This is a genomic window from Parundibacterium terreum, from assembly GCF_014636315.1.
Lineage (GTDB): Bacteria > Pseudomonadota > Gammaproteobacteria > Burkholderiales > Burkholderiaceae_D > Undibacterium > Undibacterium terreum.
The window spans coordinates 1,479,574-1,501,650 of the sequence record NZ_BMED01000001.1 but is presented as its reverse complement, the minus strand read 5'-3'; the positions used below and the strand labels follow the sequence as shown (position 1 = coordinate 1,501,650).

Sequence of the window (22,077 nt, the reverse complement as noted above, 5' to 3'; positions counted from 1 at the left end):
TTGTTACAACTATATTGCTATGCCAACTTTTCCGTGGCAGCATACATGCTTTAATGAAACAGCATGCTCAGAGGAAACCCTGCACCAGCAAGGCTTGCGGCGATCCGGCATGTGGCAGTATCCGGTTGCGAAGTGCACCTTTGCGGCGCAGGGACGGATCAGTTTTTGTGAAGGCTTGGTAAATATTGGGTAGTTATTGAGTAGTTGTAGGGTAGTGACTGGCGGTAAGTAGTGGAGTGGATCGACCTGGCTTTGGTATTCGGTTTTTTACTGGAAACAATATGGATAAGGTAGTCAAAAACAACATGAACAAAATTGGTACCCTGCTATTGAGTCTTTTGTGTGTCGCCGTGCTGGCAAGCGGCTGTTCCAAAAAGCCTGCACCGGAAGAGGTGGCAAGTGCTCCTCCTGCTTCCGGCTCAGAAGCAGCCAAACCTACGGGCCTTGTTAAAAATGCGGTCCGCCATACCGATCAGACCGCCGACGTGACCAAGTGGATGGATCAGGCTGCGACCAAGACGCCAGCCCAGATAGCTTTGGAAGAAAAACAGGCCAAGGAAGCGAAGGCTGCGCAAGAAGCGAAAGCCGCCCAGGAAGCGAAGGCTGCGCAGGATGCCAAGAACCTGACAGCTAAAGCAGCCTCGGGTATCCGCGAGACCGTCAAGCCTATACCGGTAGCCGCAGCGCCAACGCCTCAGGCTGTGGCGCCCAAGGTCGTTGAAACCCCTGCTTCCACGCCGGTGGTAGTCGCCGCGGCCCCCAAAACCGCTCCTGCGCCGGCACCCGCGCCGGTAGAGCAAAATGTACTCAAGCTGCTGACCAGTACCCAACCTGGCTTTCCTGGTGCTGCGGCCCGTGCCGGCCTGACCGAAGGCGTGGTCAGCGCCCGCATTCATGTTGAGACGGATGGCAAAGTATCCCGGGTAGAGATCATCAAAGCCCTGCCGACCAAGTATTTCGACAAGGAAGTGATTGCCGCTGCGATGGCCTGGAAATATGCGCCTATCAGCAGCCCGCAAACCAAGGTGCTGGAATTTCATTTCAAGCTGGATAATTAAGCTACGCACAGTCTTAAACGCCTATTCCGCCGCAGCGCCTCCCGAATAGCGGAGCGCTGCGGCGATTTTTTCCCCGCAAGCTTTTCCGCATCTTTCTACTTTTCCCTTTATGAATACAACTGTGAGCGGACCTGCCGGTATCGTGCAAAGGCAGCTGGATGCCTATAACGCCCGCGACATCCATGCCTTCATCGCCTGCTGGGCCGACGACGCGCAATATTTCGAGCATCCATCTACGCTATTGGCCGAAGGCGCCGAACAGATACGCGAGCGCCATGTCGCCCGTTTCCAGGAGCCTGACCTGCATGGAAAGCTAGTGCAGCGCATGGTGGTCGGTAATATGGTGGTGGACCAGGAAGAGGTCACGCGCAACTTCCCGGAAGGCAAGGGCCAGCTCGATGTGATCGCCATTTACGAAATCGCCAACGGCAAGATCGCGAAGGCCTGGTTTAAAATGGGAGCGCGCACTTTGCTGCGCTAGCAGTGTTTTTTCGGAAGGGGCGTCTATGGCAGAGCTGGTCTTATACGGTGCGCAGGCTTCCGGTTCTATTGCGGTAGAAGCAGCCCTGACTTTGCTGGGCATACCTCATCGCATCATAGAATGTACGACCTGGGCCGATGCTGCGGCGCGCGAGCGCGTAGCAGGAGTCAATGCAATGCGCCAGGTGCCTGCGCTGGTCTTGCCGGATGGCGAAGTGATGACCGAGAGTGCCGCAATCCTGATTTACCTGGCCGATATGTATCCGTCAGCAGCACTGGCCCCGGCGCCGGATGATCCTCTGCGCCGGCAATTCCTGCGCTGGATGCTGTATGTGTCTTCCGCTATTTATTCCCTGCACTGGATCAAGCCCGATGTGTCGCGCATAGGCGCACCGCTTGTCGCGCGCGACGCAGTAGTGGATGCAGTGCATGAGCGGATTGCTTTTTGCTGGCAGCAGATGGACGCGCAACTGAATCCTGGACGGTATTTGCTGGGGGAGAGCTTATCGGTGCTGGACCTGTATGTAACCGTGGTATCGCGCTTCGGTCCCTGGCGGCCGCGCTTTTACCAGGCAGCGCCAAAGATGGCGGCCGTGGTTAGAAGGGTGGATGCCGATCCGCGCCTGACGGCTTTCTGGGCCAGCCGCTACCCGTTCGGGGAAGATGAATAAGTTTGCCTTACCCCGCACACCTCAAATGATGCTTTGATCTGCCTGTCGCTGTTAATGAGGATCATTGCTATTTGCGAATAAGAAGTGTTATCATTTGAAAATCTGGCCAGGCGCTAGCCTAGCCGTCCATTTTGCCCGCAGCCATTGCTTTTCCTGTTTTTAGCTCGGTGTTGGGCTATTGATAACACAGGAGTCACTTCAGCATGGCATCGCTTCCCCCTTCCTTTTCTTCCCGCAAGACTTTTTCAGAACTGGCCTTGAAGCCTTGCGCTGCCGCGGTGGCACTGGCAATGCTGAGTATGCCGGCACTGGCGCAGGCACAGCAGGCAGAGGGGAGTTCCGCCGATAATCCCATGGTGCTGGAAAGCATACAGGTGACAGGCAGCTGGCTTGGCAGCGGCTTGCAAAACAGCGTGAAAAACTTTCCCGGCGCCCGTACCGTTGTAAAAAAGGAAGACATCGACGACACCGGTGCGATGAGCATAGGCGATGTGATGCGCCGTATTCCGGGCGTGCAAACTACCGATAACTCTGGCACGGCAGGTAGCGCCATTTCCCTGAACATAGGCGTGCGCGGCCTGACAGGGCGCTATTCTCCGCGTTCCACGGTCTTGCTGGACGGCATACCGCTGGCAGTGGCGCCTTACGGCCAGCCGCAATTGTCGTTTGCTCCGGTCAGCCTGAATAATATTGAATCGATAGACGTGGTGCGCGGCGGCGGAGCAGTCCGCTACGGTCCGCAAAACGTGGGCGGCATCATCAACTTCACGACCCGCTCGATTCCGGATACAGTTGGCTTCCAGGGTGATGCATCGGTGCGCTATAACGGTTTCAGCCAGGGTGGCGGCCATAATGAACAATACAGCGCCTTCCTCGGCAACCAGTTGCAAAACGGCCTGGGCCTGGCCTTGCTGTATTCCGGCATGGATGGCACCGAGTGGCGTGCCGGCAGCAATGAAAAGATCGACGATTTTGCACTGAAGATGCGCTACCAGATCAATCCTGATTCGCAGGTCTATGGCAAGCTGTCCTACTACGACGTTACTTCCAGAACGCCAGGCGGCCTGACGGTAGCGCAATATAACGCAAACCCTTTTCAAAATACCCGTCCTACCGATTTCTGGAGCGGCAATCGCAAGGAAGCAGATCTTGGCTACCTGAACACGCTGTCGGCAACGCAGGAATTTGAAGTCAAAGCCTATTACAACGAGAGCTTCCGCCAGAGCGCTCTGATCAATACCGCCAATACGCAATTAACGCACCAGCCGCGCAACTATCAGGTGCTGGGTTTTGAACCGCGCTATACGCAGCGCATCAAATGGGGCGCGACTACGCATGACGTCACCGCTGGCTACCGCTACCTGCGCGAGCGCGGCAGCGATAGCAGCTACGTGGAGACGATCAGCAGCCATGGTACCGGCGCGGTATCCGTCTTCAACAATGCGACCGATGCGCATGCCGCCTATATCGATGACCGCATCGCCTATGGCGAATGGCGCATCACGCCGGGTGTGCGCTTCGAGCACATCTCCTCGGATCGTGACGACCTCAGCGCGCGCAAGACCTTTGAGACCCGCAACAACAAATCCTTGCCTTCACTGAATATCGCCTACCTGGTCAATCCGGCGCTGACGGTATTTACCAATTACACGACCTCATTTGGTCCTGTGCAAAACTTGCAATTGAATTCGCAAACAGCAGCCAATCCGCTGCAGCCTGAACTGGCCAAGACTGCCGAACTGGGCGCGCGCTGGAAGACCCGCGAGCTTAGCGCTGAAATGACAGCCTACAGATTGCGCTTCGATAACCAGATCCTGCAGGTGCCCGGTACCACGCTGGCAGTTTTCCAGAACATCGGCGCCACTCACCATGACGGTATAGAAACCGCAGTTGACTACAGCTTTGACGATGCGGGCAAGCTGGCCGGCCTGAACCTGTATGCCAACTATAGCTACACCGAGGCAATCCAGAAATCCGGAGCGACGGCAGGCCTGGATGTGCCGTTCTATTCGCGCAATGTCGGCACCCTGGGGGCGAAATACCGCGTCAAGGCATGGACCTTCAATCTGTCCGGCACGCAGCAAAGCTCGCAGTTTTCCGATACCGCCAATACGGTGGCTGAAACGGCAAACGCCGGCGTAGGGCGCATTCCCGGTTTCCGTGTATACAATGCGCAGGTTAGCTGGAGGATGCCGGGCAAGCCGGGCGTGGACGTAATGGCCGGTGTGGATAACCTAAGCGATACGCGTTACTACACCCGCAACGTCGACGGTAATGCCGGCCGCATGGTTGGTGCGCCGCGTACCGTCTATCTGCAGTTGCGCATGGCAATCTGATCGAAGAGTTGAGTCTATGCCGCGCCGGATCAGGGGCGGCATTCGACTATTTCACCCAGGCATGCTCGTATGCCTGGGTTTGCCTCCAAATATTGCACAAAGCCCTGAGCAAAGCTGGCGCTTTTGATTCATACTATTGTCCATTATTAAATTGATGGGATAGTAGTCATGGCAATTTCCGATGAAATTATCGCAAAACTGGATCCAAAGGCATTGCAAGCCTTTGTGGACGGCAAATGGGACAAGGAAATTGTTCCCAATCTCACCCAATACATAGAAATTCCGGCCAAGAGCCCGATGTTCGATGCTGCCTGGGAACAGAACGGCTATATCGACAAAGTGGCGCGCGATGCGGCCGACTGGATACGCTCGCAAAAAGTGCAGGGCCTGACGCTGGAGCTGATCAAGCTGCCCGGCCGCACGCCGGTATTGTTCTTTGAAGTACCGGCAACCGGCAATGCCGGTACAGACACCGTATTCATGTATGGCCACCTGGACAAGCAGCCCGAGTTTAGCGGCTGGCGTAATGGCTTCGGCCCGTGGACCCCTAGATATGTGGACGACAAACTGTATGGCCGCGGCGGCGCCGATGACGGCTACGCGGTATATGCCGCGCTGACCGCGATCCAGGCGCTGGATGCGCAAAACCTGGCCCGCCCGCGCTGCGTCGGCCTGATCGAAACCTGCGAAGAATCCGGCAGCTATGACTTGCTGCCTTATATCGATGCATTGAAGCCGCGTTTGGGCGAAGTGTCGCTGGTGGTATGCCTGGATTCCGGTGCGGGCAATTATGACCAGTTGTGGCTCAGCACTTCCCTGCGAGGCGCAATCAGCGGTTCGCTGGAAGTGCAGGTGCTGGAAGAGGGCGTGCACTCCGGTGAATCCAGCGGCGTGATCCCTTCCACTTTCCGCATCATGCGCCAGTTGATCGACAGGCTGGAAGACAGCAAGACCGGCCGCCTGCTGCCGTCCAACTTCCATTGCGAAATTCCTGCAGAACGCCTGCAGCAAGCCAGACAGACTGCAGAAATCCTCGGCGATGAAGTCTGGAAAAATTATCCGTGGTCTTGCGGTGCAGACGGCAACTCCGTGCTGCCTATGGTGGACGATCCTTTCAAAGCGCTGATCAACCGTACCTGGAACCCGACGCTGTCAGTGACAGGTGCAGAAGGTTTGCCGCCGCTGGCGGATGCCGGCAATGTGCTGCGCCCGCGTACGGCCTTCAAGCTGTCCATCCGTCTTCCGCCCTTGGTAGAGGCAGCGCCGGCTGTGGAAGAACTGAAGAATTTGCTGGAAGTGGATCCGCCGTATAACGCCAAGGTCATCTTCAAGCCTAGCCAGGGTTCTGCCACCGGCTGGAATGCACCGACCACAGAGCCTTGGTTGTCGCGGGCGCTGGATCAGGCGTCCAACCAGTACTTCGGCGCTCCTTGCGGCTATATCGGCCAGGGCGGCACGATACCGTTGATGAACATGCTGGAGAAGGGTTTCCCGAAAGCCCAGTTCATGGTGTGCGGCGTACTGGGACCAAAATCCAATGCGCACGGACCGAATGAATTCCTGCACGTACCTTTCGGCAAAAAACTGACCGCAGCGGTGGCGCAGGTGATCGCTTCTGCGGCGACCAAGCAAGTAGCCTAAGTTAGTTCAACGGGGCACGGTGTGCCTCCCTGAACTTCAGTCGGGATAAAAAAAGCCGGGTTCGCAAACCCGGCTTTTTCTTTACTGCTGTTTGGCATTTAGTCTGCCGTGATTACTGCTCCAGGCAATACGCGTGCCGCCAGCTTGTGATTGGTCTTCAGCAAGTCCACTTCATCACCCAACACATTGGCTGCTTCATTCAGGATCACGTCCTTGGCATCCTTGCGGGCCTTTTCGGCAGCGAGGTCAGCCGTCAGGTTGCGTTCATTGGCTTGCAGGCCGTCATCCTGGTAATCGGACTTGTCCTTGCCGCCATTGGCTTTTTCGCGTGCCTTGGTCTTCGCTTCTTGCGTATCGCGTTCCTTGCGGCGCTCAGCTTCATTCAGTGAGATCAGGTTTTTCTTGCGCTGCGCTTTCGCCTCGTTGACATCTTCCAGCAGGTACTGGAAATCCTTCTCTTTGGCGATGCGTGCCTCATAGCGCATTTGCAGCAGCGGCAGCATGTCGGTCAGGTCGCCGGTAGGCTTGTAGTCAGCCGGTTTGATCTGTACCCAGGCCAGTGCATTGTCGTAGCTGGATTCGCCAAAGCTCTCCGTATCCGAAATGACAGGGAAGTTGATATCCGGCGTCACGCCGCGCAACTGCGTAGTGCCGCCATTGATGCGGAAGAACTGCGCTACCGTCATTTTCAGCTCGCCAAACTTGGGCTTGTCGCTCTGTGCGATCTGGTCCAGGTCCACCATGGTTTGCACGGTGCCCTTGCCGAAGCTAGGCTCGCCGATGATCAGGCCACGGCCGTAATCCTGGATGGCAGCAGCAAAAATCTCGGAGGCCGATGCAGAACCGCGATTGACCAGTACGCCCAGCGGGCCATTCCAGACCACACCTGCATTATTGTCGCTTTCCACGGTGACCTTGCCTTGCGAATTACGCTGCTGGACGACAGGGCCTTTGCCGATGAACAGGCTGGTCAGTTCCACCGCCTCGTTCAGCGAACCGCCGCCGTTATTGCGCAAATCGATCAACACCGTATCGACCTTGTCTTTTTTCAGTTCTTCCAGCAGGCGCGCAACGTCGCGGGTGGCGCTCTTGTAATCCTTGTCACCTTTGCGGCGCCCATCGAAATCCTGGTAGAAGGTAGGCAGAGAAATCACACCGACCTGGCGGGTCGCTGTGGCAGTCTTTACCTTCATGATGGATTTTTTCGCCGATTGCTGTTCCAGCGTGATCTTGTCGCGCACCAGCGTGATCATTTTGTGCTTGCCGTCCGGGCCTGCATCTGCCGGCAATACATCCAGCAACACCTTGGAGTCCTTGTCGCCACGGATCAGTTTGACCACGTCGTCAATGCGCCAGCCCATTACTTCGGTCACTGCGCCTTTTTCTCCCTGGGCCACGCCGACAATGCGGTCGCCTACCGCCAGCTTGCCGGAAGAGGCCGCAGGGCCGCCGGGTACCAGCTCGCGTATCGTCGTATATTCATCGCGTTCCTGCAGTACCGCGCCTATACCGACCAGCGACAGCTTCATCTGGATGTCGAAGTCTTCCGATGCTTTAGGGCCCAGATAATTGGTATGCGGCTCTATCGACATCGCATACGCGTTCATGAAAATCTGGAATACATCTTCGCTCTTCACCTTGTACACGCGCGAGATGGAGTTGTCGTAACGCTTGGTCAGCGTTTCGCGTATCGCTTTTTCATCCTTGCCGGCCAGTTTCAGGCGCAGCCAGTCGTTCTTGACACGCTTGCGCCAGATGTCACGGACTTCATCTTCGGACTTCGGCCAGGGTTGTTTTTCCCGTGTCAGCTCGTAGCTTTCCTGCGTATCAAACGTGAAGCCCTGCTTCAGCAGGCTGCGCGCATAGGTCAGCCGTTCTACCGTACGTTTTTCGTACAGGTTGAAAATCAGGAAAGGGATGTTCAGGTCTTCGCTATAGATCGCATCATCGAGCTTGGTGCGGGCGCTGGCGAACTGGTCTATGTCGGCCTGCACAAAGAAGAGTTTTTCCGGGTCCAGCGATTTCAGGTAGCGGTCGAAAATCTTTTCCGACATCGCATCATCCAGCGGTACCGCCTTGTAGTGGAAGCGGGTCAGGAAACGCGCAGACAGGTTGGCGGCCTGGGATTGTTGCTGTAATGGCAGTAACAGCGGCGGCGCAGCAGGTTCCAGCGCGAACGCCTGAGTCGCCGTAGCAAACGCAAGCGCTATCCATAACAGTTTCTTCTTCATGCACAATCTCCAAAAATGTTCAGCCAAGTATATATATTAGCTGTACGGATGCCAAATCAAGCTCAACTGCATACTTTGTTGCAATGATTTACAAGTAGGCTGCAACTTGTATATCAAATCCAGGTGGCGGTTGCGAAATTACTCTGAATTTACTCTGGTTCTGTATCCCGCCTGCCTGGCATTCTGCCAGCCGCCGATGAAGGCAAGTGCCGCGGCACACCGAGTGGGAGCAGCAGCGCCAGAGGGATTTCACAACAGTCTTTATGAATTACTTAAGTATTCCCTGAGCATTAAACCATGCATTGGCTTGGCGCGTGGTTGGACACGCAAATTGTAAAGATAGTTCAGAGAGATTTATTCGATGCAGCGGCAAGGGCACTAAATTGGGTCTTAAATATATTAATTTGGATATTCAAGCCTGAACAACGTCCGTATTATCTAAATAGTATGGTTCAAGCCTGCTATTTATATATGAGCATTAGATATTCATACCCATCCAGATGACTGCCTCGGTAGACAGTGCCACCACCGGTGTAATCAGTTTGCTCCAAAGATTGCCGGTCGGCAGATAGGATGCAGACTGGTCATGATGCAGCCTTTCTTCCACGACGATCGCCGAGATGGCGGCTACTGCATCCTGGTCTTTTCCATGCAAATCGGTTAATTGGTGTTCCAGATGCTTGAGCACGACGCTTTCCACTGCGACGGTAGTTGCCGCAATCGCCCGCTTTCCAAACAGGCCGGTAAGCAGTCCAAGTGTGTAGCCCCCGGCGGCACACAACCAGTAGCTGCGGCAGCGGGGAAGGCCACGGCGTTTTAATTCTGCGGCGAAGATCGCGCGATGAGCTTCTTCGTGCGATTTGAACTCACGCAATTCGGGGACCAGCGTAGGAGTGGTAAGGCGGGCCATGAATATCTGCCCGGCATAAATATTGACTGCACCCTGCTCACCGGCATGATTGACTTTCAGGATACGTCCGCCAAGGGTGGTATGGGCATTCATGGAAACGGCAGGAATCATGGTTCTCCAAGCTTGGAATGTCGTTTTGCCAAGTTGCAAGCTTATCACTGAAGCTGCTTCAAACGGCTAAATCGCCATGGTGCATGGTGTAGAATGCTGGTCGCGAATCGTCACAGGGCGATGCTTTTTCCAGCTTGAGATGGAAAAAATTGTGTTCCCTGCCGCATAAAAGAATTGAAAGAAAAGTATGAACATCGTTATCAATGAAGAATTGCGCGCCTACATAGACCCGTTGACGCCGAACGAGTATGCGGCGCTGGAACGCAGCATGCTGGCCGAAGGCTGCCGCGATGCACTGGTGCTGTGGGGAGACACGCTGATAGACGGGCATAACCGCCTTGCCATTTGCCAGAAGCACGGCATTGAATACAAGACCGTGCAAAACTCTAGGTTCGGCTCGATAGAGGATGTGCAGTTGTGGATGATAGATAATCATCTGGCACGCCGCAGCGTGACCGATTTCCAGCGTGGCGTGCTGGCTTTGCGCAAGAAGGAAATAATCGCCACGCGCGCCGCTGTCCAACAGGAAAGTTCGCCCGCCCCCGCAGCGGATGTTGCTGATTCGGCGGCGGAGCCTGGTGCAGAAGCACCCCAGGCCGGCAAGCGCAACACCCGCGAAGATCTGGCCAAGGCTGCCGGCATCAGCAGCAATACCATAGGCCAGATAGAGAAAATTACCAAGACCGCAGCGCCTGAACTGGTGGCGGCGGTAAGGGCAGGCACCATTTCCATCAACGCGGCTGCTGCCGTAGCTTCATTGCCGGCATCTGAGCAGGCAGCAGCGGTTGCAGGCGGGCGCAAGGAATTGCAGCAGGCCGCAAAACAGGTGCGCGAAATGAAAGCTGCCAGCAAGCCGCCGAAGCCGCCGAAAGAGGGCGACACGGCAGAGGTTAGCGGTGCAGCTAATACAGTTGGCAATCATAGCGCCCAGGATGGCAGCGACGTCTCCCTGCTGAATCGCAGGATCAGTGAATTGAGCGCCGAAAATGCAGCGCTCAAGGAGCAGATCGCCATGCTGAGCGCCGCTTTGGAAGATGCAAGAAGAGCGGCCTGATTCCTTGCCTGATTCTGCAATGCAGACCTTAGTAAGAAAGGTGCGACAAGTACCATAGAGCCAGATAGATGAAGCAAGCAGTCCAGGCGGCTGTTTCCGCGTCCGGTTTTGTTGGTTGATAGAATGTCATCATCTGGTCATGCAGGCAAATTAGCATGGCTCCAGTTTTTCCAACTGGAGATGTGATCATGCTGAATAAAAAAATCCTGTCGCTACGTCCGCTGGGAATTTCCCTGGCTGTAGGCGGCAGTTTGCTGATGAGCGCTTGTGGCGGCAGCAATACTCCGCTGCCGTTTTCCACGCTGAATGCCGAAATGCCCCTGGTTATCGGACATCGCGGCTTGCCTGGCCTGTTCCCCGAAGAGACCCAGCCTTCCTATGAAGGCGCGGCCGACGCTGGTGCCGATTCGCTGGAAACCGATTTGCACCTGACCAAGGATTGCAAACTGGTTGCCCGCCATAATCCATGGCTGAGCGATAACACCAACATTGCCGATGTGGCAAAAACCAATGCTGACGTGGCCTCGCGCAAGCGCACTGTGCCTGGCGTGATGGTGAATGTGAAATATCCGGTCACTGCCGATAGCGGTCCAGCCCAGTACCTGAGCGACCTGACCGATCCTAACGATCCGAAGTCAGTGTTGAAATCCCTGATCGTTGATGGTGAAGACCATACCAATGACTGGTCCATCACCGACTTTACACTGGCAGAATTGAAGCAATGGTTCGGCGGCACGACCTACGATGCGCGCGACCAGCGTCCTACTGTATTGAATGGTAAATATCCTGTGCTGAGCTTCCAGGAAATCATCGATATCGCCAAGGCCAAGAGCAAGGCTACCGGCCGCACGCTGTCCGTCTATCCTGAAACCAAGAACCCGATCTGGAACAATGCGCAGGCAATCGCCAACGGCTGTGGCGCACCAGGCAGCCATCCGCTGGAAGATGCCTTGCTGAAGGCCTTGAACGACAATGGCCTGAACGCCAAGGATGCTCCAGTATTTGTGCAGAGCTTCGATCCGGTCAGCCTGAAATACTTGCGCTCCGCAGGGATGAAAGCCAAGGCGGTGCAACTGGTGGACGGTAATGACGTCAACTACAAGACCGGCGAGATGATCTATAAAACCAACGATGTGTATATTTTCGTTGATGGCCGTCCGTATAGCTGGACCCTGGCAGGCGATGCACGCTACTTTGGCGTGATGCTGACTCCGGCCGGCCTTGCTGAAATAAAAACCTATGCAGATGGCATAGGGCCTTGGAAGCCGCAAGTGATGTCATGGAAGGTCGTGCCGTTCAAGGACAAGAACGCCGACGGCACACCTTACACTGGCTCGCTGGCCGACGTGAACAGTGTCACGCCAACCAGCCTGATTGCCGACGCGCACAAGGCTGGCCTGTTCGTGCACAGCTACACTTTCCGTAACGAAGGCAAATACCTGGCCGGCATCTACAAGGGTGATCCTACACCGGAATACCTGGACTTCTACCGTGCTGGCATAGACGGCGTATTTTCCGACTTCAGCAATACAGCGTTTGCTGCCAGGGCCGCCTACCTGCGCGAAACCGGGCGCTGATCAAGCCGTTCACGCAATCTGCAAAAAAAGGAGGCCGCTGGCCTCCTTTTTTTTCGCCTGTGCTTGCAGACGGATGCCGACAAGCTCACACCATGCGGGTTTCGGCGCTCATTACATCTACGCCTGCGCTCGCAAAATTTGCCAGGTCGGCTGCCGTAGCCTGGCCCTGCTGCGAAGCCATCGCCGCACCTATGGCTTCCATCGAATCGAAGCCCAGTATCGCGACCAGATAGACTGCATGCTTGCCTCCCATGCCCATCACATCCCCGCTTGTTACTTCATAACTGCGCAGGCCGGGAATGGTTTTGGCCAGCGGCACATGCTTGTTGAAGTAATATTCATCGAACTTGGCGGGGTCGGCAGGCTGTTGATAAATCGCAAATAGTTTGGCCATGATGCAGGTCTCCGTTTTAATTGTCGTGTACTTCCAGGGGCTTGAGTGGCAATAGCAAAGCAAGGTGGACCGCTTGCTCGCCCCATTCTACTCCGGCGAGGCGGCGGGGTTTTTAAGCATGCTTATTCATGTTTTTGGGCAAGTTTTTAAATAGGCCGGGGCACGCATGCTATGATCGCCAGACGGCTAGATTGATGCATGGCGCAGGTTTTTTTGTTCGTGCCGGATAGCCGCCGTTTCCATGGATGCCAATACCTACAAACTTAAATTTTTCCGCGAACGCATCCCTTCGTTTGCGTGTGTGCCCGGCTGCCATGATTGCTGCGGGCCGGTGACTACGTCTACGCTGGAAATGGCCAGGCTGCCGGTCAAGACCGATGCCGAGCATGATGCGGCGCTGGCGGAACTGAGTTGCCCGCACCTCGGCCCGCAGGGCTGCCAGGTATATGACGAGCGGCCACTGATCTGCCGCCTGTTCGGTACCACGCCGCGCCTGTTGTGCCCGCGCGGCCAGAGGCCGGAGGTGATGACAGACCCAGCCATAGAGCAGCAGATCCATCAATATTTCGTCGAGGCGAGGCATGTACTGGTATGACTCATCCCAGGGACTTGAATAAAGGAAGACATAGTGCTGAACGGTTTTGACGAGCTGGCAGAGCAGTCCGTTTCCGGCAAGCCCTTTGTGCACAAGAGCCGGCGCACGGTGTCCCTGCTGTTTGATGTATCCGCAATTCAGAGCGAGATGCACCTGGACTATCCGGATCACCTGACGCTGGCCTATACCAAGGCGATGATGGGTTTTTTGTTGTTCAACAGCGAGCCGCAACTGATCGCCATGATAGGGCTGGGCGGCGGATCGCTGACCAAATACTGCTACAACCATTTACCGCTGGCATCCATCGTGGTGGTCGATAACGACCCGCGGGTGATTGCGCTGCGTGACAGCTTTTGCATTCCCGAGGATGATGCTCGCCTGCAGGTGCTGTGCCAGGACGGCGTGGAAATGGTTGCACAGGCCGATGCCGCCTATGATGTGCTGATCGTGGACGGTTTCGACAGGCATGGCCAGCCGCCGCCACTGTGCAGCCAGACTTTTTACGATGCCTGTTTCCAGTCCATGAAGGAGGATGGCATCCTGGTAGTCAATCTGTTGGGGGAGAAGCAGGATATGGAATTGTATGTGGACCGCATCCGCCGCAGCTTTGACGAGGCCGTGCTTGCGATTGACGTGCCGGATTCCAATAACAAGATTGTGTTCGCCTGCAAGGGCACGCTGCTGGACATCCCGGATCAACAAATCATCGACCGGCTGAGACTGCTGGAACCCCAGCATGATGTCGCCTTGCGCCTGACTGCACAAAACCTGCTGCAGCAACGCAGGAACAACTGGCAGCCGGTGGACTGAGGCCAGCTGAATTTAATTACGGAGCCTGTAAAAAAACATGCCGCTTCTTTACCTGCGCCAATTAACCAGCAACAAACGCGATAGCCGCAAGGACAGGCATCTGGGCTATGTGCTGGCTTTTGTCGCCGGTGCAGTGAATGCCGGAGGCTTTCTTGCGATAGGACGATATACCTCGCATATGACCGGCATCGTCTCAGGCATGGCGGATAGTGCCGCACTGGGAGAGTCGGGACTTGCACTGGCGGCACTGGCGGCGTGGATTGCCTTTGTGCTGGGAGCCGCCACGACGGCTCTGCTGATCAATTGGGCGCGCCGCAGTCAGTTGCGCAGCCAGTATGCATTGAGCCTGTTGGTGGAAGCGGCATTGCTGCTATTGTTTGGACTGGCGGGGCTCAACCTGGCGGCAATGCGGGATCTGTTGGCGCCCATCACCGTATTGCTATTGTGCTTCATCATGGGTTTGCAAAACGCGATCATCACCAAGGTCAGTGGCGCGGTGATCCGGACTACACATGTAACAGGGCTCAGCACGGATATAGGCATAGAACTGGGCAAGCTGTTTTACTACAATCGCCGTCAAATACCGGGCCAAATCGTGTATGCCAACCGCAGTAAACTGAGGCTGCACGCAACCCTGATCTTTTGTTTTTTCATCGGCGGGGTTTCCGGTGCGCTGGGCTTCAAGCACATAGGCTATTCGGCGACAATTTTTCTGTCCGCGTTGCTGGCTCTGCTGAGCTTCGGGCCTATCTGGTATGACTTGCGTTTGCGCTGGAGATTTTTTCGGCGCAACAAGAGAGAAAAGCCGGGCTGAGGAATTGGCCCGGACTTATCGGTCTCGATGAGTTTGTTGGCTCAGGGCTTAAACTCAGGCGCGCGGCCTATGGCTTCCGGCATATTGGACAGGTACCAGCTCATCATTGCCATCAAGGCTACCTGGCGGCGCAGATTGTCCGGCTCCACCTTGTCCAGCGTGTCAGCCGCGCTATGGTGGTAGTGGAAATAAGTATGCCTGTCCAGCAGTGGTTCAAAGCTGGGCACCCCACCCAGCTCCAGCGGTGTGAGGTCGCCGGTGTGCAAGGCATCCGCACGCCGCATGACAGGTGCGCCCAGCGGCAGCAAGGCTTTTTGCAAAGGGGCGAACAGCTTTACCGATTCCGGCCGGATGGCCGCAAACATGCCTTCCGGCTTGCCTGCGCCGCTGTCGCTTTCTATTGCGGCAAAATGCGATGCCAGCTTGTCCTTGTTGGCGTCAAAATAAGCCTGGGCACCGCGTCCGCCGTTTTCTTCATTCATCCATGCAATCACACGTATCGTACGACGCGGTTGCAAACCCAGTCGCTTGATAATCTCCAGCGCTCCCATGGCGGCAGTGACACCGGCACCGTCATCGATGGCGCCATGTGCCAGGTCCCAGGAATCCAGGTGACCGGAAATAATGACGATTTCTGCATTCGGATCGCTGCCGGGCAGATCGGCGATCACATTGTGGCTATCAGCATCCGGCAGTGTTTGCGGCGTCAGCGTCAGGTGCATGCTCAGCGGCCCTTTCGCTGAAAGACGCGCCATCAGCATGGCGTCTTCCGTGCTGACGGCAGCCGCCGGCAACTTCACGCCTTTTTCAAAACCGGTATTGCCGGTGTGCGGCATGCGGTAGTCTATGCCGGTCACCGAGCGCATCAATGCTGCAACGGCACCCAGCTTGGCCGCCGCGTTAGGGCCGGCTGAGCGATATTTCGCTGCCAGCCCATAAGCCTCTCCCGCGTGTCCGCCGTCCGCCAGGTCCTGGTCGAAGGGCACGTTGAACAGCACGATACGGCCCTTGACCTCAGCGGCGCGCGCCTGCAATTCGTCAAAGCTGTTAATCACCAGCACCTGGGCCGTGATGCCGGTGGTGGGAGTCGCTGAAGATCCGCCTAGCGTCGTCAGCACCACTTTTTGCGTAATGCCCGCAGGGCGGCCTGCATACTCCACCAGCTCTGCCGCCTCCGCGCCGCGCACCCAGTGCGGTACCTTGACCGGCTGCAAACTGACTTGCGCACCTATCTTCTTCATCGCTTCCGCAACCTGAGTCACCGCCGCCGCCGCTCCGGGCGAGCCGGACAGGCGCGGGCCGATGCGGTCGGTCAGGTCTTCCAGCCTGTCATAGGCCCAGTCGCTGCTCATGGCCGCTGCACGGATTTTGTCCAGCGTGGCTGGATCTACGGCGGGCTTGCTGCTTTCTGCTGCAAAGCTGCTTTGGCCCGCAGCCGTTGCCAGCAGACAGGCCAGCGCTACGGCACGGCTGATGCGTTTAAGCCGGGTGATGGCGGTATTTTTTGTCATTGTTTGCCTATGAATAGAAGTCAGTACTTTTTTGCGCGGCGATAATGATATCGCATACGGCGCAAAATTGTCCTGCGGGCATGCACTCATCTGCTGATATCAGGCGCTGAAAGTCAGCCAGTAAGCTACCGCTTCATTGAAGGCATGCGGCTGTTCCTTCATCACCCAATGGCCGGAGTCGATTCCCAGCACTTCGGAGCCGGGATGTTCCGCCAGCTCCAGCAGCCATGCCGGGGAATGGAACATGAAGGGTTTGTGCTTGCCGTAAATGTACAGCATAGGGCAAGCGGGCTTGAATAGCTGCGTGTTCTTGTAGCCGCCATGGGAGCCCGTCCAGAAAATATCGTAGGGATAGCACATGCGGGAACCGATGTCCCGGGGCCGTGCGTAAGCTCTTGCTGCACGCGCCATGCCGCGGGTCATCGCATCGCCTATCCTGCCGCCCAGGCGCCAGGCCGCAGCCAGCCATAGCTGGTAGCTGACTATCATCAGCCTGGCTTTCAGCGTTGGCTGGTAGTCGGGGGAGTCCACATCGCCTATGTCCACGCCGACTATCCTGGACACCATGGATGGATGTCGCATATAAAACTGGTAACCGAACACACAACCCCAATCGTGCAGCATCAGTATCACTTTGTGTCCGTGACAGACCTTGTCGATGATGCGCCGGAAAATTTCCATGGTTTCCTCCAGCGAATAGGCGCGGCGCGGTTTACCGGCGTCGAAGCCCGGCAGCGTGAAGCGCACGCAGCGGTAGCGGTCCCTGAGCGCGGCCACTTGCTCATCCCACAGACGGTGCGTGTCCGGCCAGCCATGGATCATGACTATCGTTTCGCGTCCACGGCCTTCCATATAGACGTCGATTCCTTCCACCGTCACATGCTCGGAAAATTGCCCAGCCGGGCTGTTTTGAGTGTGCGCTGCATGCCCCATATTGCGGTCTCCTGGCCGAGTCATAATGTTGGCGAAGTAAATGATGAATAGCTTGATGAAGCGGGTGCAGATTCGGCATTTTCAGCCTTTGCGGACATGTTCGCTACCGTACAGTTTAGCTGCCGCTGAGAAGTTATCATCAATGATCTATAAGTGTATGGAAGAAGGGCTACCATGAATATCCTGATGATACTGACATCACATGATCAATTGGGGAATACCGGCAAGAAAACCGGTTTCTGGCTGGAGGAATTTGCCGCGCCGTACTATGTATTCAAGGATGCGGGCGCTGTGATCACGCTGGCGTCGCCCAAGGGCGGACAACCGCCGCTGGATCCCAAAAGCGATGATCCCGATGCGCAAACCCCGGCCACCGAGCGTTTCAAGCATGATCTGGCAACGCAGGCGGCCCTGGCCGCCACGATCAAGTTGTCCGCTGTTTCTGCTGCAGACTATGATGCGGTGTTTTATCCGGGCGGGCACGGCCCCTTGTGGGATCTGGCCGAAGACAAGACATCCATCAAGCTGATCGAGATCATGTATGCGGCAGGCAAGCCGGTTGTTGCGGTATGTCATGCGCCGGGTGTTTTGCGGCATGCAAAGTCTGCCGATGGCCAGGCCCTGGTGAAAGACAAGAATGTCGCCGGATTCACCAACTCGGAAGAGGCTGCCGTGCAATTGACGGATATCGTGCCGTTTTTGGTGGAGGACGAACTGGTTCGGCTGGGCGGGAAATATAGCAAGCGTCCAGACTGGCAGCCATATATCGTCGTCGATGGAAATCTGATTACCGGACAAAATCCGGCTTCGTCAGAAGCAGCGGCGCTGGCCTTGGTAAAAAATCTGGGGCAAGCCTAGTAGGCTAGTACTCAATGCCTTGCCTTAATAGGCTTGTGTTTTGATCCGCGAAGTGGGACGGCAATGTCAATGTGCTCTAAGTCGGCGTATCAACGCATCTGCTTCCATTGCGGAGATCAGAGCAGCCAGGCTGGAGTCAGGAACGAGATCTTCGTCATCGTCGGCAAATTCTTCTGCCAGGTTGCGCCAGCCCTTGCTGGCGGCAAATTCGTTGAAGGGTTCCGGTGCCTGCAATACGATGAGCCTGTCATCCTGCAAGCCGGCATCGGCGAGGCCGAAGTCAGGGCCGCGGTAGCCGAGTGTTCGTAGCCGGCGGATTATCGCGTTGATCAAAACTTGATCCTCATGCAGCGGATCGTCTTCAAAACCGGAAGCGAAATCCACATACACGTCTATCATGCCGTAGCCCTCATCAAAGATACGAATACCTTTGATATTGCGCAACTGCCCCGAAGAGTCCTTCGCGCTGAACGGACCGCTGAGCTTAATGTCGGTTTGATTGTTCATAAGAATTAATATACATCAAGATTGGCTTACTGCACTTTTTGTTTTGAAAAATATTGTACCGGTGTTGTTTCAGAAGATCAGCCTGTTCAACAGGCTATCCGCATGCATCTTCCTTATCCGTACGCTGGCGCGCTTAGACATTTGGGTATCTGTGGTCAAATCTGAAGCATGCATTTACCCGATACTTTTTCTGTTTTAAGCGGATGCCATGATCTCTGATCCACTCTGGTTCTTGCTGGTGGGAGGCTTGCTGCTGTTCATGGGGCTTACTTCGGCCAGGCTGAAGCTGTTGCCGGTTACGTCCGCCATCATCTACCTGGCAGCCGGCTTGCTGGTCGGACCGACGGTGCTCAACCTGTTCCATTTCAATCCCTTGAAGGAATCGGCCTTACTGGAGGTGCTGACCGAAATCGCCGTGCTGATATCACTGTTTTCGGCTGGGGTGAAAATGCCGGTGCCCATCAATTTTCGGCGCTGGCGCACGCCGGTGCTGCTGGCAACGGTATCGATGACCGCCAGCGTGGCACTGGTTGCTGCTTTCGCTTATTACGTATTCGGCTTGCCTGTCGGCGCCTGTGTGCTGCTGGGGGCCATTGTAGCGCCTACAGATCCTGTGCTGGCGACCGACGTGCAGATTCGCCACCCGGGCGACCATGATCAACTTCGGTTTACGCTGACCTGCGAAGCTGGCATGAATGACGGCAGCGCCTTTCCGTTTGTGATGCTGGGCATGGGCCTGCTGGGTTTGCATGAGGTAGGGGATACGGGGTTGCGCTGGGCTTTGCTGGATGTGCTGTGGGCGACGGTAGCTGGCATCCTGCTCGGTGTGGTATCGGGAGTATTGCTGGCGCGGCTGATCTGGAAGATACGCGGCCAGCAGCAGAGCAGGGACTTGATGGATGATTTTCTGGGATTGGGATTGATAGGCGTGGTGTATGGCGTCAGCGTACTGATTAATGCCTGGGGATTCCTTGCGGTGTTCTTCGCTGCGGTCGCGCTGCATCAGACAGAGCTGAAGCTGGCCGGAATCGCCAGGAGCAAGCAAAAGCACTCCCGGCCCGAATCTCCACCTGATCCTTTGCCAGCGTCAGCGCTGGCCGTGCCCCTGTCGAGCGGCGTCGATGCTGTTCAGATTGCTGCCGACCCGGAAGACACGGTCAGCGAAAGTTCGCTGATCTTCAAGGAACACCTGGAGCGCCTGTCGGAAGTGATTCTGATCCTGCTGGTAGGCGGCATGCTGTTTGTCAATTCCTGGGATTGGCGCGCAGTAGGTTTCGCTTTTTTCCTGTTCCTGGTGGCGCGTCCGCTGAGTGTGATGCTGGGCATGCTGGGTAGCGGCGCCTCCTGGCGCATGCGCGGCTTGACGGGTTGGTTTGGTGTGCGCGGGATAGGTTCGCTGTACTACCTGATGTACGCGATACAGCACGGCTTGCCAGAGGCGCTGGCGCTGCAATTGATACAACTGACGCTGATCGTGATTACCTTGTCCATCGTGGTCCACGGCATCAGCGTCAAGCCTTTGATGAATATCGTCTGGCGGCACAGGAGGCCGCCGGAGAGGAAAGCCCAGTGATTATTTGAAATCTGTCGCTGCGACGAAGGCGGCAAGCAGCGCTTCAAGTCCCTGCTGGTCTTCTTCGCTGAAGCGGTTCAGGCTGGGGCTGTCGATATCGAAGACGCCAAACAGTTCGCCGTCCTTGATAACAGGAATCACGATCTCCGCATTGGATGCTGAATCACAAGCGATGTGGCCGGGGAAGGCGTGCACATCAGGGACCAGGATAGTGCGGCGCTCGGCTGCCGAAGTGCCGCAAACGCCGCGGCCAAAAGGGATGCGCGCGCAGGCAACCTTGCCCTGGAAAGGGCCGACCAGCAGTTCCTGTTCCTGTCCGCCTTTTTTTGACGGCCTTGCCAGATAAAAGCCGGCCCAGTTCAGGTCGGCAATGGTGTCGTAGATGAAGGCAGAGAATTGCGACGCATTGGCGACCAGATCGCGCTCGTCTTCAAGGATGCTGGCCACTTGGCGGGCAAGCAAAGCATAGTCTGGTTTGATACTGGCGACAGGAGTGGTGAACATGATGTAATATAGTTAATGTGTGATAAAAAATGCAATTAAAAATGCAAGCATATGGCGGTGCCGGCGCTCCATTATATATTCAGCAAGGTCTTGCCGCTGCCAGCATTGCCGTGTGGTAAGAAGATGTTACAGCGGTTGACGCTGCTGATGCATTCAACGATATTGGGTACTTGCCTGAAGTGCAGATGCGGGCGGATCTGTGAATAAAAAGCGCCGGTATGGCGAACTTTTTCGGAGATTTCTCACGTGACCAGTAGGCCAATTCCGACAGTGCCTGAACGCAAATGAATCTATGATGCGAATTGCTTTTTGGAAATTTCTTGGTCGATTGCCACTATGAGCTCCATAGAATAAGACGATGACTTTCTTCCCATGCACGACATTGTATAGGGAGCAGGAATGGTCTAAATTTAAACATTGGCAGATTGCTTGGCACTGCGGCAGGGTTTGCATCAGAAATACTGCTTCAATTTTCTACACAACTTTTATCAAGCGTACATGGTCAATAGCGAAGACATTTTGAGAGCACATATCCTGGTCGTCGACGATAGTCGCGACAATGTGGAAGTGCTTTCCATGCTATTAAATGCGATGGGCTACATGAACGTGGACGGGACCACCGACCCGGCTGCGGTGTGCAGCCTGCATCTGCAAAACGACTATGACCTGATCCTGCTGGATATGCAAATGCCAGGGATCAGCGGATTCCAGGTGATGGAAGAAATCAAGAGCCACTGCACGGAAGACTACCTGCCTGTGCTGGCAATTACCGGCAATAGCGATTTGAAGATACGCTCGCTGGAAGCGGGGGCCAGGGACTTCATCGCCAAACCCTTTGATGCACTGGAATTGGAAAAGCGTATCCACAACATGCTGGAAGTGCGCTTGCTGTACAAGCAGGTGACGGCGCATAGCAAGGCCCAGGAAGCGCTGGCGCTGCAAGATGTATTGACCGGCCTGCCCAACCGGCGCTTGCTGAGCGACAGGCTGGACACCGCGATCAAGCATGCCAGCAGAAATGAACTCTCGGTCGGCGTGCTCTATCTGGATCTGGATGGTTTCAAGCAAGTTAATGACAGCTACGGACACGATTGCGGCGACAAGCTGCTGAAGATCGTTGCCGACCGCCTGCTGTCTACCTCCCGGGAAGAAGATACGATTGCCCGCATAGGCGGCGATGAGTTCGTCATCGTGCTGGCACAGATACGGCAGGCCAGCGATGCGCACAGGCTGGCATCGGAGCTGGTGCGGGTCTTGTCCAGCCCCTGCATCATCGATGGGCATATGGTCAAGGTCACGGCCAGCATAGGGGTCAGCTTTTATCCGCATAATGCCACTGAAGCGGAAGACCTTATCAATTATGCCGATAAGGCCTTGTACGAAGCCAAGCGCTGCGGCAAGAACCAATATCTGGTAGCCGGCCCCGAATGCAGCAACGACAGCTGCGCCAACGATACATCCAGCATGACGATGGCCTCGGCTAGCTGGGGCAGCCGGGCATAAGCCAGG

The 22,077-nt window shown here is 55.9% G+C and carries 20 protein-coding genes; 13 read left to right on the top strand and 7 right to left on the bottom strand.

The features are described 5' to 3' along the window. Positions 1-281: 281 nt before the first annotated feature. The 5 genes from IEW12_RS07005 (at position 282) to IEW12_RS06985 (ending at position 6,186) form a co-directional block, all read left to right on the top strand. Positions 282-1,058: an energy transducer TonB gene (locus IEW12_RS07005; RefSeq protein WP_188565209.1), complete on the top strand. Its 777-nt coding sequence runs from the start codon at positions 282-284 to the stop codon at positions 1,056-1,058. Positions 1,059-1,179: 121 nt separating this feature from the next. Then, on the top strand, positions 1,180-1,539 hold the full coding sequence (locus tag IEW12_RS07000; RefSeq protein ID WP_229750962.1) for a nuclear transport factor 2 family protein: 360 nt from the start codon (positions 1,180-1,182) through the stop codon (positions 1,537-1,539). Between the two features lie 25 nt (positions 1,540-1,564). Further along, the gene (locus IEW12_RS06995) at positions 1,565-2,209 is read left to right on the top strand and encodes a glutathione S-transferase family protein (RefSeq protein ID WP_188565207.1); all 645 of its coding nucleotides are present in this window, start codon (positions 1,565-1,567) and stop codon (positions 2,207-2,209) included. Between the two features lie 290 nt (positions 2,210-2,499). Next, the gene (locus IEW12_RS06990) at positions 2,500-4,545 is read left to right on the top strand and encodes a TonB-dependent receptor family protein (RefSeq protein ID WP_371874518.1); all 2,046 of its coding nucleotides are present in this window, start codon (positions 2,500-2,502) and stop codon (positions 4,543-4,545) included. Between the two features lie 168 nt (positions 4,546-4,713). Continuing rightward, positions 4,714-6,186 carry a M20 family metallopeptidase gene (locus IEW12_RS06985; RefSeq protein WP_188565205.1) on the top strand — a complete coding sequence of 491 codons (1,473 nt, stop codon included), beginning with the start codon at positions 4,714-4,716 and terminating at the stop codon, positions 6,184-6,186. A 98-nt stretch (positions 6,187-6,284) separates the two neighbouring features. Here the strand turns inward: IEW12_RS06985 and IEW12_RS06980 are convergent, their stop codons facing one another. After that, the gene (locus IEW12_RS06980) at positions 6,285-8,417 is read right to left on the bottom strand and encodes a carboxy terminal-processing peptidase (protein ID WP_188565204.1); all 2,133 of its coding nucleotides are present in this window, start codon (positions 8,415-8,417) and stop codon (positions 6,285-6,287) included. 478 nt (positions 8,418-8,895) lie between these two features. Beyond that, positions 8,896-9,438 (bottom strand): demethoxyubiquinone hydroxylase family protein, encoded by a 543-nt coding sequence (locus IEW12_RS06975; protein WP_229750961.1) that lies wholly within the window; start codon positions 9,436-9,438, stop codon positions 8,896-8,898. A gap of 187 nt (positions 9,439-9,625) precedes the next feature. Between IEW12_RS06975 and IEW12_RS06970 the strand changes: the two genes are divergently transcribed. Both IEW12_RS06970 and IEW12_RS06965 read left to right on the top strand, forming a co-directional pair. Further along, positions 9,626-10,492: a hypothetical protein gene (locus IEW12_RS06970; protein ID WP_188565203.1), complete on the top strand. Its 867-nt coding sequence runs from the start codon at positions 9,626-9,628 to the stop codon at positions 10,490-10,492. Between the two features lie 188 nt (positions 10,493-10,680). After that, positions 10,681-12,069, top strand: coding sequence for a glycerophosphodiester phosphodiesterase family protein (locus IEW12_RS06965; RefSeq protein ID WP_188565202.1), 1,389 nt, complete (start codon positions 10,681-10,683; stop codon positions 12,067-12,069). 85 nt (positions 12,070-12,154) lie between these two features. Here IEW12_RS06965 and IEW12_RS06960 read toward each other — a convergent pair whose 3' ends face one another. Beyond that, positions 12,155-12,463: an EthD family reductase gene (locus IEW12_RS06960; protein WP_188565201.1), complete on the bottom strand. Its 309-nt coding sequence runs from the start codon at positions 12,461-12,463 to the stop codon at positions 12,155-12,157. A 241-nt stretch (positions 12,464-12,704) separates the two neighbouring features. Between IEW12_RS06960 and IEW12_RS06955 the strand changes: the two genes are divergently transcribed. From IEW12_RS06955 to IEW12_RS06945, 3 genes are read left to right on the top strand one after another with little or no spacing between them, the layout of a single operon-like run. Beyond that, entirely contained in the window at positions 12,705-13,058 is a 354-nt protein-coding gene (locus IEW12_RS06955) for a YkgJ family cysteine cluster protein (RefSeq protein WP_188565200.1), read from the top strand. Between the two features lie 33 nt (positions 13,059-13,091). Further along, entirely contained in the window at positions 13,092-13,868 is a 777-nt protein-coding gene (locus IEW12_RS06950; RefSeq protein WP_188565199.1) for a spermine/spermidine synthase domain-containing protein, read from the top strand. Between the two features lie 37 nt (positions 13,869-13,905). Then, positions 13,906-14,682, top strand: coding sequence for a YoaK family protein (locus IEW12_RS06945; RefSeq protein ID WP_188565198.1), 777 nt, complete (start codon positions 13,906-13,908; stop codon positions 14,680-14,682). Between the two features lie 41 nt (positions 14,683-14,723). On the opposite strand, the gene IEW12_RS06940 is transcribed toward IEW12_RS06945, so the two are convergent. Together IEW12_RS06940 and IEW12_RS06935 are read right to left on the bottom strand one after the other, a co-directional pair. Continuing rightward, positions 14,724-16,193, bottom strand: coding sequence for a M20/M25/M40 family metallo-hydrolase (locus tag IEW12_RS06940; protein ID WP_188565197.1), 1,470 nt, complete (start codon positions 16,191-16,193; stop codon positions 14,724-14,726). Between the two features lie 99 nt (positions 16,194-16,292). After that, complete coding sequence (locus tag IEW12_RS06935; protein ID WP_188565196.1) at positions 16,293-17,126, bottom strand: alpha/beta fold hydrolase; 834 nt, start codon at positions 17,124-17,126, stop codon at positions 16,293-16,295. 174 nt (positions 17,127-17,300) lie between these two features. Between IEW12_RS06935 and IEW12_RS06930 the strand changes: the two genes are divergently transcribed. Beyond that, on the top strand, positions 17,301-17,984 hold the full coding sequence (locus tag IEW12_RS06930) for a type 1 glutamine amidotransferase domain-containing protein (protein WP_188565195.1): 684 nt from the start codon (positions 17,301-17,303) through the stop codon (positions 17,982-17,984). 66 nt (positions 17,985-18,050) lie between these two features. On the opposite strand, the gene IEW12_RS06925 is transcribed toward IEW12_RS06930, so the two are convergent. Beyond that, entirely contained in the window at positions 18,051-18,491 is a 441-nt protein-coding gene (locus IEW12_RS06925) for a hypothetical protein (protein WP_188565194.1), read from the bottom strand. A gap of 208 nt (positions 18,492-18,699) precedes the next feature. On the opposite strand from IEW12_RS06925, the gene IEW12_RS06920 reads away from it, so the two are divergent. Then, positions 18,700-20,064, top strand: a complete 1,365-nt coding sequence (locus IEW12_RS06920) for a cation:proton antiporter (protein ID WP_229750960.1) — start codon at positions 18,700-18,702, stop codon at positions 20,062-20,064. Here IEW12_RS06920 and msrC read toward each other — a convergent pair whose 3' ends face one another. After that, positions 20,065-20,568 (bottom strand): free L-methionine (R)-S-oxide reductase MsrC, encoded by a 504-nt coding sequence (gene msrC, locus IEW12_RS06915; protein ID WP_188565193.1) that lies wholly within the window; start codon positions 20,566-20,568, stop codon positions 20,065-20,067. Positions 20,569-21,087: 519 nt separating this feature from the next. Here msrC and IEW12_RS06910 point away from each other — a divergent pair. Beyond that, positions 21,088-22,071, top strand: a complete 984-nt coding sequence (locus IEW12_RS06910) for a diguanylate cyclase domain-containing protein (RefSeq protein WP_229750959.1) — start codon at positions 21,088-21,090, stop codon at positions 22,069-22,071. Positions 22,072-22,077 lie beyond the last annotated feature (6 nt).

Coding starts and splice junctions, on each gene's coding strand:
- IEW12_RS07005 (WP_188565209.1), top strand. CDS start 282: ATGGATAAGGTAGTCAAAAACAACATGAACAAAATTGGTACCCTGCTA.
- IEW12_RS06995 (WP_188565207.1), top strand. CDS start 1,565: ATGGCAGAGCTGGTCTTATACGGTGCGCAGGCTTCCGGTTCTATTGCG.
- IEW12_RS06990 (WP_371874518.1), top strand. CDS start 2,500: ATGCTGAGTATGCCGGCACTGGCGCAGGCACAGCAGGCAGAGGGGAGT.
- IEW12_RS06985 (WP_188565205.1), top strand. CDS start 4,714: ATGGCAATTTCCGATGAAATTATCGCAAAACTGGATCCAAAGGCATTG.
- IEW12_RS06980 (WP_188565204.1), bottom strand. CDS start 8,417: ATGAAGAAGAAACTGTTATGGATAGCGCTTGCGTTTGCTACGGCGACT.
- IEW12_RS06975 (WP_229750961.1), bottom strand. CDS start 9,438: ATGATTCCTGCCGTTTCCATGAATGCCCATACCACCCTTGGCGGACGT.
- IEW12_RS06970 (WP_188565203.1), top strand. CDS start 9,626: ATGAACATCGTTATCAATGAAGAATTGCGCGCCTACATAGACCCGTTG.
- IEW12_RS06965 (WP_188565202.1), top strand. CDS start 10,681: ATGCTGAATAAAAAAATCCTGTCGCTACGTCCGCTGGGAATTTCCCTG.
- IEW12_RS06960 (WP_188565201.1), bottom strand. CDS start 12,463: ATGGCCAAACTATTTGCGATTTATCAACAGCCTGCCGACCCCGCCAAG.
- IEW12_RS06955 (WP_188565200.1), top strand. CDS start 12,705: ATGGATGCCAATACCTACAAACTTAAATTTTTCCGCGAACGCATCCCT.
- IEW12_RS06945 (WP_188565198.1), top strand. CDS start 13,906: ATGCCGCTTCTTTACCTGCGCCAATTAACCAGCAACAAACGCGATAGC.
- IEW12_RS06940 (WP_188565197.1), bottom strand. CDS start 16,193: ATGACAAAAAATACCGCCATCACCCGGCTTAAACGCATCAGCCGTGCC.
- IEW12_RS06935 (WP_188565196.1), bottom strand. CDS start 17,126: ATGGGGCATGCAGCGCACACTCAAAACAGCCCGGCTGGGCAATTTTCC.
- IEW12_RS06930 (WP_188565195.1), top strand. CDS start 17,301: ATGAATATCCTGATGATACTGACATCACATGATCAATTGGGGAATACC.
- IEW12_RS06925 (WP_188565194.1), bottom strand. CDS start 18,491: ATGAACAATCAAACCGACATTAAGCTCAGCGGTCCGTTCAGCGCGAAG.
- IEW12_RS06920 (WP_229750960.1), top strand. CDS start 18,700: ATGATCTCTGATCCACTCTGGTTCTTGCTGGTGGGAGGCTTGCTGCTG.
- msrC (WP_188565193.1), bottom strand. CDS start 20,568: ATGTTCACCACTCCTGTCGCCAGTATCAAACCAGACTATGCTTTGCTT.